The sequence below is a fragment of the Paenibacillus sp. NRS-1781 genome, assembly GCF_050467745.1.
Taxonomy (GTDB): Bacteria; Bacillota; Bacilli; order Paenibacillales; family Paenibacillaceae; genus Paenibacillus; species Paenibacillus terrae_A.
The window spans coordinates 65779-81732 of the sequence record NZ_JBITPI010000044.1 but is presented as its reverse complement, the minus strand read 5'-3'; the positions used below and the strand labels follow the sequence as shown (position 1 = coordinate 81732).

The 15954-nt window shown below is 46.6% G+C and carries 12 protein-coding genes, 1 tRNA gene and 1 pseudogene; 5 read left to right on the top strand and 9 right to left on the bottom strand.

Annotation, left to right across the window (positions count from 1 at the left end):
• Window positions 1-2: 2 nt before the first annotated feature.
• Window positions 3-974, bottom strand: a complete 972-nt coding sequence (locus tag ACIFO6_RS15980) for an ABC transporter permease (protein ID WP_430041837.1) — start codon at window positions 972-974, stop codon at window positions 3-5.
• Window positions 975-1242: 268 nt separating this feature from the next.
• Between ACIFO6_RS15980 and ACIFO6_RS15975 the strand changes: the two genes are divergently transcribed.
• A complete protein-coding gene (locus tag ACIFO6_RS15975; RefSeq protein ID WP_430041835.1) occupies window positions 1243-2127 on the top strand; it encodes a carbohydrate ABC transporter permease in 885 nt (294 codons plus the stop codon).
• Window positions 2128-2158: 31 nt separating this feature from the next.
• Here ACIFO6_RS15975 and ACIFO6_RS15970 read toward each other — a convergent pair whose 3' ends face one another.
• Window positions 2159-4420 carry an AraC family transcriptional regulator gene (locus tag ACIFO6_RS15970; RefSeq protein WP_430041833.1) on the bottom strand — a complete coding sequence of 754 codons (2262 nt, stop codon included), beginning with the start codon at window positions 4418-4420 and terminating at the stop codon, window positions 2159-2161.
• A 166-nt stretch (window positions 4421-4586) separates the two neighbouring features.
• On the opposite strand from ACIFO6_RS15970, the gene ACIFO6_RS15965 reads away from it, so the two are divergent.
• From ACIFO6_RS15965 to ACIFO6_RS15950, 4 genes and pseudogenes are all read left to right on the top strand, one after another.
• Window positions 4587-6080: a GDSL-type esterase/lipase family protein gene (locus tag ACIFO6_RS15965; protein WP_430041832.1), complete on the top strand. Its 1494-nt coding sequence runs from the start codon at window positions 4587-4589 to the stop codon at window positions 6078-6080.
• Window positions 6081-6324: 244 nt separating this feature from the next.
• A complete protein-coding gene (locus ACIFO6_RS15960) occupies window positions 6325-6657 on the top strand; it encodes a hypothetical protein (RefSeq protein ID WP_430041830.1) in 333 nt (110 codons plus the stop codon).
• Between the two features lie 324 nt (window positions 6658-6981).
• Window positions 6982-7539 carry a hypothetical protein gene (locus tag ACIFO6_RS15955; protein ID WP_430041828.1) on the top strand — a complete coding sequence of 186 codons (558 nt, stop codon included), beginning with the start codon at window positions 6982-6984 and terminating at the stop codon, window positions 7537-7539.
• Window positions 7540-7741: 202 nt separating this feature from the next.
• Window positions 7742-8201 (top strand): annotated as a pseudogene (locus tag ACIFO6_RS15950) (uridine kinase).
• A 5-nt stretch (window positions 8202-8206) separates the two neighbouring features.
• Here ACIFO6_RS15950 and ACIFO6_RS15945 read toward each other — a convergent pair.
• From ACIFO6_RS15945 to ACIFO6_RS15915, 7 genes are all read right to left on the bottom strand, one after another.
• Window positions 8207-8280: transfer RNA gene (locus ACIFO6_RS15945), tRNA-Ile, on the bottom strand.
• A gap of 126 nt (window positions 8281-8406) precedes the next feature.
• On the bottom strand, window positions 8407-8571 hold the full coding sequence (locus ACIFO6_RS15940; RefSeq protein WP_014282411.1) for a hypothetical protein: 165 nt from the start codon (window positions 8569-8571) through the stop codon (window positions 8407-8409).
• A 139-nt stretch (window positions 8572-8710) separates the two neighbouring features.
• Window positions 8711-9352 (bottom strand): orotate phosphoribosyltransferase, encoded by a 642-nt coding sequence (pyrE, locus tag ACIFO6_RS15935; protein WP_430041826.1) that lies wholly within the window; start codon window positions 9350-9352, stop codon window positions 8711-8713.
• Window positions 9349-10086 carry an orotidine-5'-phosphate decarboxylase gene (pyrF, locus tag ACIFO6_RS15930; RefSeq protein ID WP_430041823.1) on the bottom strand — a complete coding sequence of 246 codons (738 nt, stop codon included), beginning with the start codon at window positions 10084-10086 and terminating at the stop codon, window positions 9349-9351. The genes pyrE and pyrF overlap by 4 nt, the downstream gene beginning before the upstream one ends.
• Before the next feature lie 126 nt (window positions 10087-10212).
• Complete coding sequence (gene carB, locus ACIFO6_RS15925) at window positions 10213-13431, bottom strand: carbamoyl-phosphate synthase large subunit (RefSeq protein WP_430041821.1); 3219 nt, start codon at window positions 13429-13431, stop codon at window positions 10213-10215.
• Window position 13432: 1 nt separating this feature from the next.
• Window positions 13433-14569, bottom strand: coding sequence for a carbamoyl phosphate synthase small subunit (locus ACIFO6_RS15920; RefSeq protein WP_430041818.1), 1137 nt, complete (start codon window positions 14567-14569; stop codon window positions 13433-13435).
• A 61-nt stretch (window positions 14570-14630) separates the two neighbouring features.
• Window positions 14631-15953 (bottom strand): dihydroorotase, encoded by a 1323-nt coding sequence (locus tag ACIFO6_RS15915; protein ID WP_430041817.1) that lies wholly within the window; start codon window positions 15951-15953, stop codon window positions 14631-14633.
• Window position 15954: the final 1 nt, after the last annotated feature.

Here is a 15954-nt window from a genome sequence, read left to right as displayed (position 1 = left end):
CATTAGTAAACGCCGTCTTCACCAAATTTCTTGGCCAGTCGATTGGAGCCCATAATTAGAATTAATCCCACCACGCCTTTAAAAAGTCCTACCGTCGTACTAAAACTCAATTGTCCATTCTTTAAGCCCGCTGTATAAATGTAAGTATCAAAGATTTCAGCAACCTCGCGGTTTAGTGAGTTCAATAGCAGATACATATGCTCAAATCCCAAATCCAGCGTGCTGCCAATTTTCAAAATTAACAACGTAATAATGACTGGGCGAATTGCAGGCAAGGTAACATGCCATGTTTTTCGGAGACGTCCGGCACCGTCCATTTCTGCTGCCTCATACAGTTGCGTATCCACGACCGTAATCGCCGACAGATAAATGATGGTAGACCAGCCTAGTTCCTTCCAGATCACTTGCCCCATATAAACGGTACGCAACCATTCCTGGGAAGTTAAGAAGCTGATCTTCTCACCGCCTAGCGCAGCAATCATTTCATTTAGTACTCCGCCGTCTACGGTTAAAAATACATAAGAAATCGAAACAATGATGACCCATGACATAAAGTGCGGGATGTAGATAATCGTTTGAATGATATTTTTAAACACACGCTTCCTGACCTCATTCAGCATCAATGCCAAAATGATCGGTAATGGAAAGAAAATCACAATGTTGAGCGCAAATATAACCAGGGTGTTACGTAATAGCATGAAAAACGTGGGCTCGGTAAATAAACGAATGAAATGCTTCATTCCTACCCACGGGCTACCCGTGATTCCCAGAAAGGCTTGATAATCCTGAAACGCAATGACCAAACCGCCCATAGGGAAATATTTAAAAATAATGAAGTACACTAGTCCGGGTAAAACCATCAGGTACAGCAACTTATGTTTTTGCATACGTAAAAGATTTTCCGTCGTTCTGTTGTTCTTTTTCATTTTCAGATTCGGTTTCATGTTCGGTGACGGGACACTTGAAGCTTTCATTAGCTCGACCTCCTTCAAACGTTTATGTATACGTTTTCAAGAGTACGTGATTTTTGGCGTTACGCATATAATCATCAAATGATAGCGTTTACAAAACCTTATATACCGCCTATTTTCCGGCTTTTCACCTTACCTAATGATTACTACACAACCTAATGATTACCCTCTTATTTCCATGCTTAGGAGAACACCTCAAGATTTGATTATATACGGAATTCCACCCTCTTGGTACAGTTTACATGTAAACGATTACGAGGAGGTCATACACTTGGCGCAAACATCACTAAAAAAAGAATCGCTGGGCAGTCGTATTTTTACCATTGTAAACAGTACTTTATTAATTCTCATTGCCCTCACTTGTCTCTTGCCTTTTCTGAATATCATTGCCAGCTCCTTTGCTTCAACCCAAGAAGTGGTAGCTAAAAAATTCATTTTGTTCCCTGTCACTTTTTCCCTGGATGCATATCGGTATATCCTGTCGACCCCAACGATTTTCAGAGGACTAGGGGTTTCGATCGGAGTGACTGTCGTCGGTACCGTGGTGAGTATGATCTTTACTGCTTTTATGGCGTACGGATTATCCCGAAGATATCTGCTTGGCCGAAATACGATTAACTTCATTGTGGTGTTTTCCATGTTGTTTAGCGGAGGGATGATTCCAACTTTTCTGGTTGTAAAAAGCATGGGGCTTATCAATTCGTATTGGTCCCTTATACTTCCCGTGGCCATTAATGCGTTTAACCTGATTATTATGCGAAACTTTTTTCAGGCGTTGCCGGATGATCTGGAGGAATCGGCCAAGATGGACGGGTGCAACGATTTTGGCATCTTCTTTAAAATCATGCTGCCGTTAGCGATGCCCTCGATTGCAACCATTTCACTTTTCTACGCGGTAGCCTACTGGAATACGTATATGCATGCCATTCTCTATATCAATGACTCCGCCAAATGGCCCATTCAGGTCTTGCTTCGCCAAATTGTAATCGTTTCCAGTGGTATGCAGGCAGAAGGAACCTCTGTGGATGTCATCCCACCTGCACAGACGATTAAGATGGCGGTCATTGTGGTGGCAACCGTTCCTATGCTAATCGTGTATCCATTTGTACAAAAACACTTTGTCAAAGGGGCATTATTAGGGGCGGTAAAAGGATAAGCTGCCCCTCGATTGCCAGTGAAATTTCAGCTCAATTCGCTTGCTTCATCTTGCGGTATGCTCCGGGCGTGACCTGTTCCTTTTTCCGAAACGAGCGGATAAAGTTCTGCGGATTATGATATTGCAATCGCTCGGCGATTTCTTTAATCGTCATATCTGTTTCAACGAGCCACTTCTTGCCCATTTGCAGCCGGTAGCCCATCAGATATTCGCTGAACGTCGTACCATATTCTTTTTTGAAAATACTGCTTAAATAATTGGGATTGTAATGAAGACGGTCCCCAATAAGCTCCAGTGACAATTCCTGGTCATATTCAGCTCGGATTATGGCGGCAATTTTCTCAGAGAGACAGCGGAATTGCTGGTTCGTCTTCTCCTTCATACTTTTTACCATAGGGGAAATGACTTGCTCCACCAGCATACGCTCGATCTCTTCCGGATTACGAATGTCCAGCAAACGATGGTACAACGCATGATTGTTCTGCGTCAGCAGCACTTCGATCCCTAGCAGCTGCTCCAATTGAATGAGATTATTCACAAACCGCACCAACAGCACCTCAAAGTTCATGGAATGATTGTTCTTTGTCATGATTTCAGTCAATAAGGAATGTACGGTAAGTCGTACTTGCTCTTCATCTCCTATTCGAATAGCGTCAAACAGCTGCGATTCCAATTCCGTCGGATAATGAAGCAGCACCGGACCTGAAATGACCGTGGAAATGTCTTCATAAAATATAATGGATTCTTTGCCTAAATTTAAACGGTGGTGCAAGGCTTGCTTACTCATCTCACAGGCTTCCTTGCTTTCTAACAAATTGTCATACGACTTACTAATGCCGATACTGATGGATACATTCAAATACTCTTTTACAGTTCGAATTAAAAGGGTGGCATCGTCCAGCACTTGCTTGTTTATTTCCTGTTCGTTCTTTCCTGTAAACATTAAAATGGTCGCCTGGATGTCATCGTTCAAAATAATGGGAAGCATTCGCTGCTGCTTTGGAATGGTCTCTTCTACGATTTTGTTAATGGCCAGCAGTAAAACGTCCTTATCCGAGGGCTCCCGATCTCCCAGATTATCCAGTTGGATCAACAGGGTAATATACATGGGGTTCTCAAGTTGTGGATAGCCCAAGCGTGGCATTTTTCGTACCAGCTCCTCTGCTGAAATACGCCTGCGGAACAGGTTGAGAATCAATTGGGTTTCAAGCTGTGGCATTTCGGACTGAATGAGGCTTTCCAGGCTCTCCTTTTCCGTTACAATGCTGTCAATCGAATCAATAATCCAGTCAATTTCATTTCTGGAAGGCTCATTTTTGAACGAAAAATTAGGATTCTTAGGCAGGCTGCGTTTAATTTGCTGGAATGGCTTTGTAAAATAAACGGCTACCATATACGCCACCACTACAATCAAGAGCGTGAGTACAAGTACCATCGTGATGATTCCAAATTTAGTCGTTTGGAATGCATTCGAAATCTCCTTTTTATCTAATATCGTTAAGTAGGTCCAGTTGTTATAAGCGGACTTGGCATAAATGACCTGCTGACCAGGCTGATGCTTCGTTTTTTCCAGTGTCAACATGCCTGAATTGTCGGGTGTAGCCGTAGCCTCTGAAATGTGCTGAAGCTGCTGGGCGGATAATAATTGTTCAACGGGCTCCGTTTCGTACAATAAATCGCCTTGTTTATTCAGAATAAAAACGGCCATGTGATCCTCTGCCTGCATTGTACGATTTAACGTTTGCAACGAAATATCCGACAGCGCAATGGCTTGCTTCTTTTTGGAGAATACAGGCAAAGTATTTACAAAGCGGATTCCCTTGTCTGTTTTAATCCAGAATAGCCCCTTATCCTGATGGTCGATATAGGTTTTAAATAGCTTCTCTCGTTCAGTTTTCGTCAAATAGGACAGGCTTCCATTGGAGATTTTCCAATTCTGATCCAGGCTAATCAGTGAGTATTCCGTTCCTTCTAATCCCATCGTAGCAATATAATTGAGTTGCGAATTCACATTCCGATACGCTACAAAATCTTTTTCTGTAATGGGATGTTTTACGACTTCATCAAATGAACTGGTCGTACTATACGTATTGAAAGCATATTCAATCGTTTGGATTTTCTGCTCCAGACTGTTTTTGATCTGAGTCATGTAGCTTTGTTTACTGTTGGAAACTCTTTCCATGACTGAGCTAATTGTTGTAAAATAGATGTAGCTGCCGAAGCTGGCCACCAGCCCTATTCCCAAAACCAGAATCGTAATAAAAATGGTGTAAAACATTCTGCCTCTTTTCATTGCGCTCCCCCTTTGGTTCTTTGCATCATACCAAAATTATAGCGCTTTCATAACAAGGTTTAAATCATTTTTTTCACGTGTGCATTTATTTAAAAAACAAACCTGGGCTTAAGCCCACTCTTCAAGCAGGCTTGCAGAATTTAAAAAAGGAATTTGGAGGTACCTTATGTTACATGTTGTTAGTCATAAAGATCAGATTGTAAAAAAAGAATTTCCAGCAGACACTTCCTTTCTCTCCCTCTATCCAGCAGTGGCCCATGAAGCTCGCCCTTTTATATTGGTACTGCCCGGCGGTGGCTACGAGCACTTGGCATCACATGAGGGAGAGCCCATAGCTCGGTGGTTGAATGATTTAGGTATTCATGCAGGTGTGCTGCATTATCAAGTCGGAGACTTTGAGGTCGATTCCTTGTTGGAGGATGTGGAACATGCCCTGAGGTGGATTCGACAAACGCCCAAAAACTGGAAAGTAATTCCGGAGCAAGTAGGTCTGGTTGGATTTTCAGCAGGCGGGCACTTGGCCTCCATTGTCGCTACCAGAGGGGTGGAAAAACCCGATCTTCTGCTGTTGGGCTATCCTGTGATTACGTTTCATGATGCTTATACGCACATCGGAAGCCGCACTCGTTTTTTAGGTGAACAGCCGACACAGGAGCAGCTTCACGCCTTTTCATCCGATCAACAAGTGGCTTCACAGACCCCTCCAACTTTTATTTGGACTACGGCCAATGACGCCACTGTTCCGGTCGAAAACAGCTTGTTGCTGGCTTCCGCATTATCCAGAGAAGGCATTCCATTTGAGCTGCATGTATTTGAGGAAGGGCGACACGGCTTGGGACTGGCTGAGGATAACCGCGAATGCCAGCAATGGCTCGCTCTTGCGAAAAAGTGGCTGCAAAAACATAGCTTTGTTACGGAAGGGCAGCGGATCACATCCAGGCTGTTTATCGCTGGTGACTCCACGGCTGCCCAAAAAGGAGCTACCGAAAAACCGATGACAGGCTGGGGCGAACACTTGCAGAGTTATTTTGATCCGTCTGTTCAAGTGAACAATCGTGCGGTTAATGGACGAAGCACTAAATCTTTTATAGCCGAAGGTCGATTGGCTCATATTGAAAGGGATTTTCGAGCTGGCGATTATCTGTTTATTCAATTTGGACACAACGATGAGAAGAAGGAAGATCCCACCCGCTATACCGATCCTGACGGGGACTATCGCCTAAACCTAATTCAATGTATTGAGTCTGCCCGGGAGCGTGGTGGAATTCCAGTGCTGTTGACCTCTGTAAGCCGCCGCCGCTTTATCGCAGACGGAGAGCCTGATCCGCTTGCTGTGGGAGCCTATCCCGCAGCGATGAGACGAGTAGCCGAGGAAACGCGGACACCGCTGCTCGATATTTTTAAAGCCTCTCAGCAGTTTTATCGTAACCTTGGAGAAGAAGGGTCCAAGCAGCTATTTATGCATTTACCTGAAAAAGTACATCCGAATTACCCCGCTGGCGTAACGGATAATACTCATTTTTCTGATGAAGGAGCAAGACAGATCGCTAAATTGGTCGCTGAAGCCATTCGTAAATGCACGGAACTGTCTGCATTAAAACAACGTATGGTAGAAAGGAATCCAGTCAGCGGTGAGAGACTTGAAAGGACTTGGGGCTAATCACTCTGACGTCCGTTTTTTATTCCGTGTGGGTCAAAAACTATACAGCTATGGAGATAGTTCAAAAGTACGGTAAGTTAAAAAGTAAATACTTAAATTGTTATATTTTAATTCTTTTGTATTTTATAGGACTTTAGAATCGTTTTATTGTACTATTTTGACACTATTTGTCGAATGAAGTGAAATCAACAATTTTGCATGGTATATTTTAGGAGCTCATATCATACATCAGGAGGAATTTTTTATGAATACTAAGAAAATATTATTATCAACGGTCATGTCTTTGGGGCTCATTGGTAGTATCATCGTCCCTAGTGCGTCCGCAGCAGTAGGTCCTTCACCGATAATTACGCCTACTGTAGAAGTTAACGGAGTATACTACAGAACTGCTACGTTACCGCGAAATTATTCCTATGCGCTGTCAAATTACCCGGGGGATACTTATAAAGTGGCAAGTGGAAATGTGACAATCTCCGCTTCTGGCGTGGTAACAACCACCACTGCAACAACTGCAAGAGTTGAGATTTACGGCGGTAACGGTAAATTGAGAATGGTATACACTGTTAAGGTGCTCTAAGATTGGAGTAAGTGTTCCTGGGAATGTGGAGTCAACGATCATTATCAAAATGGTGATTTGGTAGCGAGTTTTTTAGGCACTTTGTTAAGCGATTTCGAGAATATCAAAAGAAGCACTGTCCGTTTATTAGGGCAGTGCTTCTTTTTGGAACGAAAAGAACGTAAGTGAATTGTAGGAGTCAATCAGCCCCCGCTTACCTCGCCGTTGCAAAAATTATATTACGAACATACATTCTAAACAAGGTGAATCAACCTAGAAAAATATTCCTAGTTCTGATAGACTAATTTTGTGTTTTGAAAATTAAAAGGATAAGGAGTCATAAAAATGAAGAAATATATATTAGTATTCTTCTCAGTAATCATTGTTTCTGTATTCCTCCAATTTCCAACATTTGCTGTAGAAATCAAAACCAAAGAAATCCTAAAGAAAAAATATCCTCGTGAAATTATAACACTGAGCAAATCTGCAGATTTAAACGGAGATGGTAAAAAGGAATACTTCCTACTTACTGAAGCGGGTAATTTTTTTCTTGTTAATTCTAAAGGGGCTGTTGAATTAATTAACACAAATATAATAAGTGATGAATTTTTTAAACAGCCAACCATCCAGATTTATCAAGTATCTAAAAAAGAAAAGCACGTAGCAATAACGTTTGAATATGGGCCATCAAATACACAGTTTTATGCTTATCAATATAGAAATGGTACATTATTTAATAAACTTTCCATTATGGGTGATCAGGGTGTACAAGTTGATATAAAGGGAACCGTTAAACAATATTGGAAAAAGTACAGACCTGAGGGTGGATGGGATTTAGCTATAGCGACGTATTCATGGAGTACTTCAAATAATAAGTACCTCGGAGCAGGTCAACTGCCTTAATTAATCCTCTCCAATGAAAGGCTCACGTTTAAAGTCATCTAAAGAAGTACACTGGAACTCACACCAGCATTCAGCCAGTGGAGTCCTCTTTTTAGATCTAATTGTAAACTAACTGTGAGTTGATGAGTTCCATACCGTTAAGCTGTCCGTTCTCAACGGAAGCGACCTATGATAAGCTTAGCTTATCATAATTTACTAAATAATAGAGGGGCATTTCAACTCTTTTCAAAACTTCGTAAATGCTATAAACGAAAAATCTAAAAAGCAATCTACTTTGCTGATTGGGGTAGATGGTTGTGGTGGTTCTGGTAAAAGTACATTCGCATACAAGTTAAAAAAGAACTATCTAACTCAACTATTGTTCACAAGGATAATTTTTCTCTGCCCTCCTCTAACATTTTAAATACACATCTCTCAAAAAAACCTATCGGTGCTGATTATGGAGTATACTCCATCCAAAAGGAACTGGAGGATAAATATGACTTCAAAATTTGGGTTAATTGTCCTTGAGAAATTAGGCTTTCAAGAGTCTTGAAAGCGACGGAGAGTGTGATCGTGGGATGTGGGAAGATACTTGGATGATTTCAGAAGACATTTATGTAGAAGCTCATAAACCCTATATAAGACAACAAAAAAAACCCTTGCTATGCAAGGGTTTTTGAGGAAATGGGCCCTGAGGGACTCGAACCCCCGACCAATCGGTTATGAGCCGACCGCTCTAACCAGCTGAGCTAAGGGCCCTCAAAAAAATATGTATATTCACGCTACATTTACATAAAACAGCGGCGTTAATTAATATACAACATTTTCTTGTGTTTCGTCAATAGTTTTCCGAAAATTTTTCTTTTTTAATTTTTTTTTATGAATCTAGGGAATAAATCGAACACCATAACGTCCTTTGCGCGAGCGGTACACCTCCACTGCGCGGGGATCGTTGTAGCCATACATCCAGCCATCGTGCTCCAGCCTTTTTGCCAGACATCCTGCCTGAAATTTGGTCGTGTACAGTCTGCCGTAGTAAATCCAATACATCCGAACTCCCTCTTTTCACATGATGGTAGAAGTTAGTGTAACCGGATCGAATTCGAATTACACGGCCTGCATCATAACAATCTGCAACGAGTATGAGTCACTTTAATCAATGGCCTCGTTACACTTTATATGCTAAGCCTTATTTGCCAAAGGAGGCCGGGTCCTGACGCCAGGAACGCAGCAGTTCCAACTCTTCTTCCTGAATCGTTCCTTCACGCAAGGCGACATCCATCAGGGCCGTGTAATTGGACAAGCTTTGCAGCTTCACACCTGCTTCTGCAAAGGCTTGAGTCGCTTTATCAAGCTGGTAGCTGAAAATAGCGAGTACAGCTAACGAATGGGCGCCTGCTTGCTCTACGGCCTGCGCTGCTTTGATGGAGCTGCCGCCAGTCGAAATGAGATCCTCGATAACAATAACCTTTTGTCCCTCACGAATCTGACCTTCGATCTGGTTCTCCTTGCCGTGTCCTTTAGCTTTGTCCCTTACATACGCCATCGGCAGATTAAGCTTTTGTGCCACCCAGGCAGCATGAGGAATGCCCGCTGTAGCCGTGCCTGCAATGACTTCGGTTTCAGGATATTGCTCACGGATCACAGCAGCGAACGAATCAGCAATCAGCTCGCGCACCTCCGGGTAGGACATGGTCAGTCGGTTGTCACAGTAAATAGGCGATTTAATGCCGGATGTCCATGTAAAAGGCTGCTGTGGACGCAGCGCTACCGCCTGAATACGTAACAGATGGGATGCAATTTGCTCAGGGATATTATTTAATGTAGTCATACTTGATTCATCTCCTCAATAATGTGTTCCGCTGCGGCACGCGGGTCTGATGCAGCCGTAATAGGGCGTCCAACGACGATGTAGCTGCTGCCTTGGGCGATGGCCTGCCCAGGCAGCACTACACGTGACTGGTCGCCTGTAGTGCTGCCTGCCGGACGTATGCCAGGGGTAATCGTCTTGAAGTCCGCCCCGCAAACAGCGCGGATCGCAGGCACTTCCAACGGGGATGCCACTACTCCGTCCAAGCCTGCCTCACGGGTCAGTTGTGCGTATCGAACGACCGCATCCTGTACCGTACCAGGAATACCTATCTCCTGGTTCATCGTTATCTGATCCGTACTGGTTAGCTGTGTAACAGCAATAATGAGCGGCATGGCAAGCGAGCTGTCTGCGGAAACCGCGGCTTCGGCCCCGGCCTTGGCGGCTGCCATCATATTTCGCCCTCCGGCAGCATGTACGTTGAACATATCCACGCCCAGGCGGGTGATGCTCTCCGCACCTCCCCGTACGGTGTTGGGGATATCATGCATTTTCAAATCCAGAAATACGGAGTAGCCTCTCGACTTTAGCTGCTCTACAAAAGCAGGCCCTGCGCTATAAAACAGCTGCATACCTACTTTTATATAACAGGGAATACCCTCCAGCTGTTGAATGAGCCGCTCTGCCTGCTGCGCATCCGGGTAATCTAACGCGACCATCAGCCGTCCTGCCATCTGCTGAAATGCTTCGTTCATCGTCCTGCATCCCCTTTTCACGTCAATTCGGGTATATTTGCCCGTGATAAAGGACATCCGTCAGCCAAAGCTGATGAATGTCCTTTCCTGTAGTACTTATTTTTTATCCTCTATTCGCGTATCGCGTTAGCGGCTCAGAACCGGCATGGATTCGGATGTGAAGTTAATCGTCTCCAGCATTCTCAGCAAAGCGCGTACAGTATCCAACGAGGTCATGCAGACGATGCCGTTCTCAACCGCTTCACGGCGGATACGGAAGCCATCACGCTCTGGGGTTTTCCCCTTGGTCAGCGTATTGAAGACGAAGTTGGCTTCACCCGTACGGATCATATCCAGAATATTTGGGGTACCCTCGCTCAGCTTGTTGATCGTCTTCACTGGAATGTTAGCCTGCTCCAGCGCAGCCGCCGTTCCACCTGTTGCAATAATTTTGTAGCCCAGTCTGTAAAAGCCCTGCATCAGCTCGACAGCTTCTTCTTTATCTTTATCCGCCACCGTGATGATGATCGCCCCGGTAGAAGGGATTTTCATACCAGCACCCACGAGTCCTTTGTACAGCGCTTTGGCGTACTGAATGTCGCGTCCCATCACTTCACCCGTCGATTTCATTTCCGGCCCCAGGGTCGGCTCTACACGGCGCAGCTTGGCAAAGGAGAATACCGGAACCTTGACCGAGACATAATTACTTTCAGGCCATAGCCCTTCTGTATAGCCCGCATCCTTGAGCTTGCCGCCCAAAATGGCCTGTGTCGCCAGATTCGCCATCGGGATATTCGTGACTTTGCTCAGGAAAGGAACCGTCCGCGAGGAACGCGGGTTGACCTCGATCACATACACCTCGTCTTGATGAATGACGAACTGGATGTTCACCAGACCAATCGTTTTCAATTCCTTGGCGATGCTGATCGTGATTTCCACGATTTTTTGCTTCAACTCGTCGGACAAGTGCTGCGGCGGATACACCGCGATAGAGTCACCTGAGTGAACCCCAGCCCGTTCCACATGCTCCATAATGCCCGGCACCAGTACCGTATCGCCGTCACAGATGGCGTCAACCTCAACTTCTTTGCCCAGCATGTAACGGTCGATCAGCACCGGGTGTTCAGGGTTGATTTTAACGGCTTCTTCCATGTAGCGCAGCAATTCCGCATCGGAGTATACAATCTCCATCGCCCGTCCGCCGAGGACGTAGGATGGACGCACCAGCACCGGGTAGCCCAGCCCTTGCGCAGTTCCTACCGCTTCATCTACCGAGATGACCGTGTTGCCTTTAGGCTGTGCAATAGCCAGACGTGACAGCAGCCGCTCGAACTTTTTCCGATCTTCCGCTTCGTCGATGCTTTCCAGACTCGTACCCAAAATGTTCACGCCTGCCGCACTAAGCGGAGCTGCGAGATTAATGGCCGTTTGACCGCCGAACTGGACGATAACGCCAATCGGTTTTTCCTGCTCGATGACATTCATAACGTCCTCGAAGAAAAGCGGCTCAAAGTAGAGACGGTCGGATGTGTTAAAGTCCGTAGAGACGGTTTCAGGGTTGTTATTGATAATCACTGCTTCGTAGCCCGCTTTTTGAATGGCCCATACCGCATGCACGGTGGAGTAATCAAATTCAATCCCTTGCCCGATCCGAATCGGCCCGGAGCCGAGTACGATGACTTTCTCTTTATTGGATGGAATCACTTCGTTTTCCACCTCATAAGAGGAGTAGTAGTACGGCGTAGTGGCTTCAAACTCGGCTGCGCATGTATCTACCATTTTATAGACCGGGCGCAGGTTGTGACTCAAACGGAACTCACGTACCTCGCGCTCGGTTGTCATGCTGCCACCCGGTTGGCTCAGACTGCGAACCTCGGCGATGGAGCGGTCCGTAAAGCCGTTACGTTTGGCCTGATAGAGTGTTTCGTAGGTCAGTTCGGATTCTTCGGCCATTTTGGCTTCGAACTTGACGATGCCCTCTACCTTGTCGAGGAACCACCAGTCAATTTTCGTTAAATCCTGAATTTCCTGCTGCTCCCAGCCGCGACGGAATGCCTCAGCTACCAGGAACAAGCGCTCATCATCTGCTTTAATCAGGCGCTCCGTGAGCACCTCATCCGACAGTTGATCCGCTCCCTTAAGATGCAGACGATGTACACCGATTTCCAGCGACCGTACCGCTTTGTGGATGGACTCTTCGAACGTGCGACCGATAGCCATCACTTCGCCAGTTGCTTTCATTTGCGTGCCCAGCTTGCGATTGGCAGAAATGAATTTGTCGAATGGCCAGCGCGGTATTTTGCTCACGATGTAATCCAGTGTCGGCTCAAAGCAAGCATACGTTTGTCCCGTTACCGGGTTCACGATTTCATCCAGCGTGTACCCCAGCGCGATTTTGGCAGCCATTTTGGCAATTGGATATCCAGTCGCCTTGGATGCCAGCGCTGAGGAACGACTCACCCGTGGATTTACTTCAATGACATAGTATTGATAGCTGTGTGGATCAAGCGCAAACTGCACATTACATCCGCCTTCAATATTGAGGGCGCGGATAATTTTCAGGGAAGCGGAGCGCAGCATTTGGTACTCTCGATCTGACAGCGTCTGACTCGGCGCTACAACGATACTGTCGCCAGTATGTACGCCGACCGGATCAAAGTTTTCCATATTGCAGACAACGATACAGTTATCATTGCCGTCACGCATGACCTCATACTCGACTTCCTTCATGCCTGCGATGCTCTTTTCCACCAGACATTGTCCAATTGGACTGTAACGCAAGCCAGAGCTTACCGTCTCACGCAGTTCTTCTTCGTTCTCACAGATCCCGCCGCCTGTTCCACCCAGCGTATAAGCCGGGCGAACGATGATCGGATAACCGATTTCGTTAGCAAAATCCAGCGATTCCTCTAACGTTGTAACAATGACGCTCTCAGGTACAGGCTGTTCCAGCTCACGCATCAAATCGCGGAACAAGTCACGGTCTTCGGCTTTTTCAATCGAAGTCAGCTGTGTTCCCAGCAGCTTGACGTTTTCACGCTCCAGTACTCCGGCATGAGCCAGCTCCACCGCCATATTCAGTCCTGTTTGTCCTCCCAGTGTAGGAAGCAGGCCATCTGGACGCTCTTGACGGATAATTTGTGTTACAAAATCAAGTGTAATCGGCTCGATGTATACTTTGTCCGCCATGTTCGTGTCTGTCATGATGGTTGCCGGGTTACTGTTGATCAGCACTACCTCGACGCCTTCTTCTTTGAGCGCTTGACAGGCTTGCGTACCAGCGTAGTCGAATTCCGCAGCCTGACCAATCACGATAGGGCCGGAACCAATTACGAGTATTTTTTTAAGTTCTGTATTTTTCGGCATATTAGCGCTCTCCTCTCACTGCGGCGGCGATAGCAGCCTGACGCGGTTGCTTTGGATGATTTCTTTTGTACTCACGGATCATGTCCAGAAAGCGGTCAAACAAGTAGCCGTTATCGTAAGGTCCAGGCGCAGCCTCCGGATGATATTGCACCGAAAACGCGGGATACTTGGTATGCTTAAGACCTTCAATCGTTTTATCGTTGTTATTAATATGCGTCACTTCAAGCTCGGTTCCTTCGATCGAGCCCTCATTCACGGTGTAGCCGTGATTTTGTGAAGTAATGAAGCAGCGTCCGCTCTCCAGTTCCTTCACCGGATGGTTACCGCCACGATGACCGAATTTCAGTTTCTCCGTATCCGCTCCCGAAGCTAAGGCAAACAGCTGGTGTCCCAAGCAAATTCCGAAGATCGGATATTCCCCTAGCAGTTCAGCCACCGTGCGTACGGCATGCGGTACGTCTTTGGGATCTCCAGGGCCGTTGGACAACTGAATTCCGTCCGGGTCCAAGCGGCGAATTTCCTCTGCCGTTGTATCATGCGGAACCACTACTACGTCGCAATCCCTTTTATTCAGTTCACGCAAGATACCGCTCTTAGCACCATAGTCAATCAGTACGATCCGCTCCCCGTTGCCAGGGCTGCTATACGGATGAGGCGTAGAGGTCAATGGAACCTGGTTACGCAGTTCTTCAATTGTCAGGTCAGCCATCATTTCTTTCAGTTCTTCCACAGGCTGAGTGCCTGTCGTCAAAATGCCCTTCATCGTGCCGTGATGGCGAATAATCCGGGTAAGCATGCGGGTGTCGATGTCGCTAATGCCAATGATGCCATATTCCTTCAGCAAATCGTCCACGCTGTATTGGGCACGCCAGTTGCTTGGCACCGGCTCGTAACGTCGAACGGCAAAGCCATGCACATAAGGCCGTACCGATTCAAAGTCATCCCGAGTAATTCCGTAATTGCCAATCAGCGGGTAAGTCATCGTTACGATTTGTCCGCAATAAGAGGGATCGGTCAGCACCTCTTGGTAGCCTGTAATCCCTGTGTTGAAAACGACCTCGCCTGTTTTTTCACCGTCCGCACCAAATGCTGTGCCTGTAAACAGCGTGCCGTCCTGAAGCAACAATCTTGCCTGCATCCCGTCTCACTCCTCTGTATGATTTCCTGTAATAAGGTTCTATTATTTTAGTGTTTTGTATTTATTTCACTTCGTCAGCAGACCATACCAGTCTGCCGTCTACCCAAGTTTTCACAGGCCATCCTTTGAGCTTCCAGCCTGTAAAAGGAGTGTTGCGTCCTTTACTGGCAAATGCTTGCGGATCAACGGCCTGCTCCTGCTCCAGATCAACCATGGTCAGGTCCGCAGGTGCTCCTTCTTCTAGACGCCCTGTGTCGAGGCGGAAGACACGTGCCGGGTCAGCCGTCATGCGCCGTACCAGAAAGTCGAGCGTCCATTGTCCGGTCGCTACAAATTTCGTGTACAGCAGCGGAAAAGCTGTTTCGAAGCCAACGATACCAAAAGGCGCCAGCTCCAACCCTTTTGCCTTCTCTTCTTCGCTGTGTGCCGCATGGTCGGTTACGACGATGTCGATCGTTCCGTCCTCCAGTCCCTCGATGCAGGCCTGCACATCACGTGGGGAGCGCAGCGGAGGATTCATTTTCCAATTCGCGTCCAGCCCCGGAATGTCTTCATCCGACAATACCAAATGGTGGGGACATACCTCAGCCGTTACCTTGATGCCAAAAGATTTCGCGTGGCGGATCAGCCGCACAGACTGCTCCGTGCTGACATGGCATACATGATAGTGTGCCCCGGTTGCCTCGGATAGTAAAATGTCCCGTCCGACGTGAATCGCTTCGGATTCGTTCGGAATGCCTTTAAGTCCGTGGCGCTTGGCAAATTCGCCGTCTGTCACCGCTGCTCCTTCAACAAGCGTGTTATCTTCGCAGTGAGCAATAACCGGCATATCCAGCACTTTGGCCCGCGCCATGGCATCCTTCATCATCTGCGCGCTTTGCACCCCGACACCATCGTCAGTAAAGCCGATTGCGCCTGCTGCCTTGAGCGCTTCAAAATCCGTCAGCTCGCGGCCCAACTCGTTTTTCGTAATGGCTGCGTAAGGAAGTACCTTGGCAAGCCCGGCGTCCTGCCCCTTTTTCAGTACCAATTGAACCGTGTCCACATTGTCCGTCACCGGGCGTGTATTCGGCATGCAGGCAATCGTCGTAAATCCGCCTTTCACCGCCGCTCGGCTGCCCGTTTCAATCGTTTCTTTATATTCAAAGCCAGGTTCTCTCAGATGCACATGCATGTCGATCAAACCGGGAATCACCAGCTTGCCTTGGGCGTCGATTTTTTCGACTTGGCTCTCCTGCTCGGATGCCCCTTCTTCCACAAGTAGACTAACTCCAGCGTCTGCATTTACGATTGCCAATATTTTTCCGTCCGCGATCAGAATAGATTTCAGTTCAGCCTCGCCCTGCTCATTCAATACGCTTGCATTCATAATTAATTGGTTCATG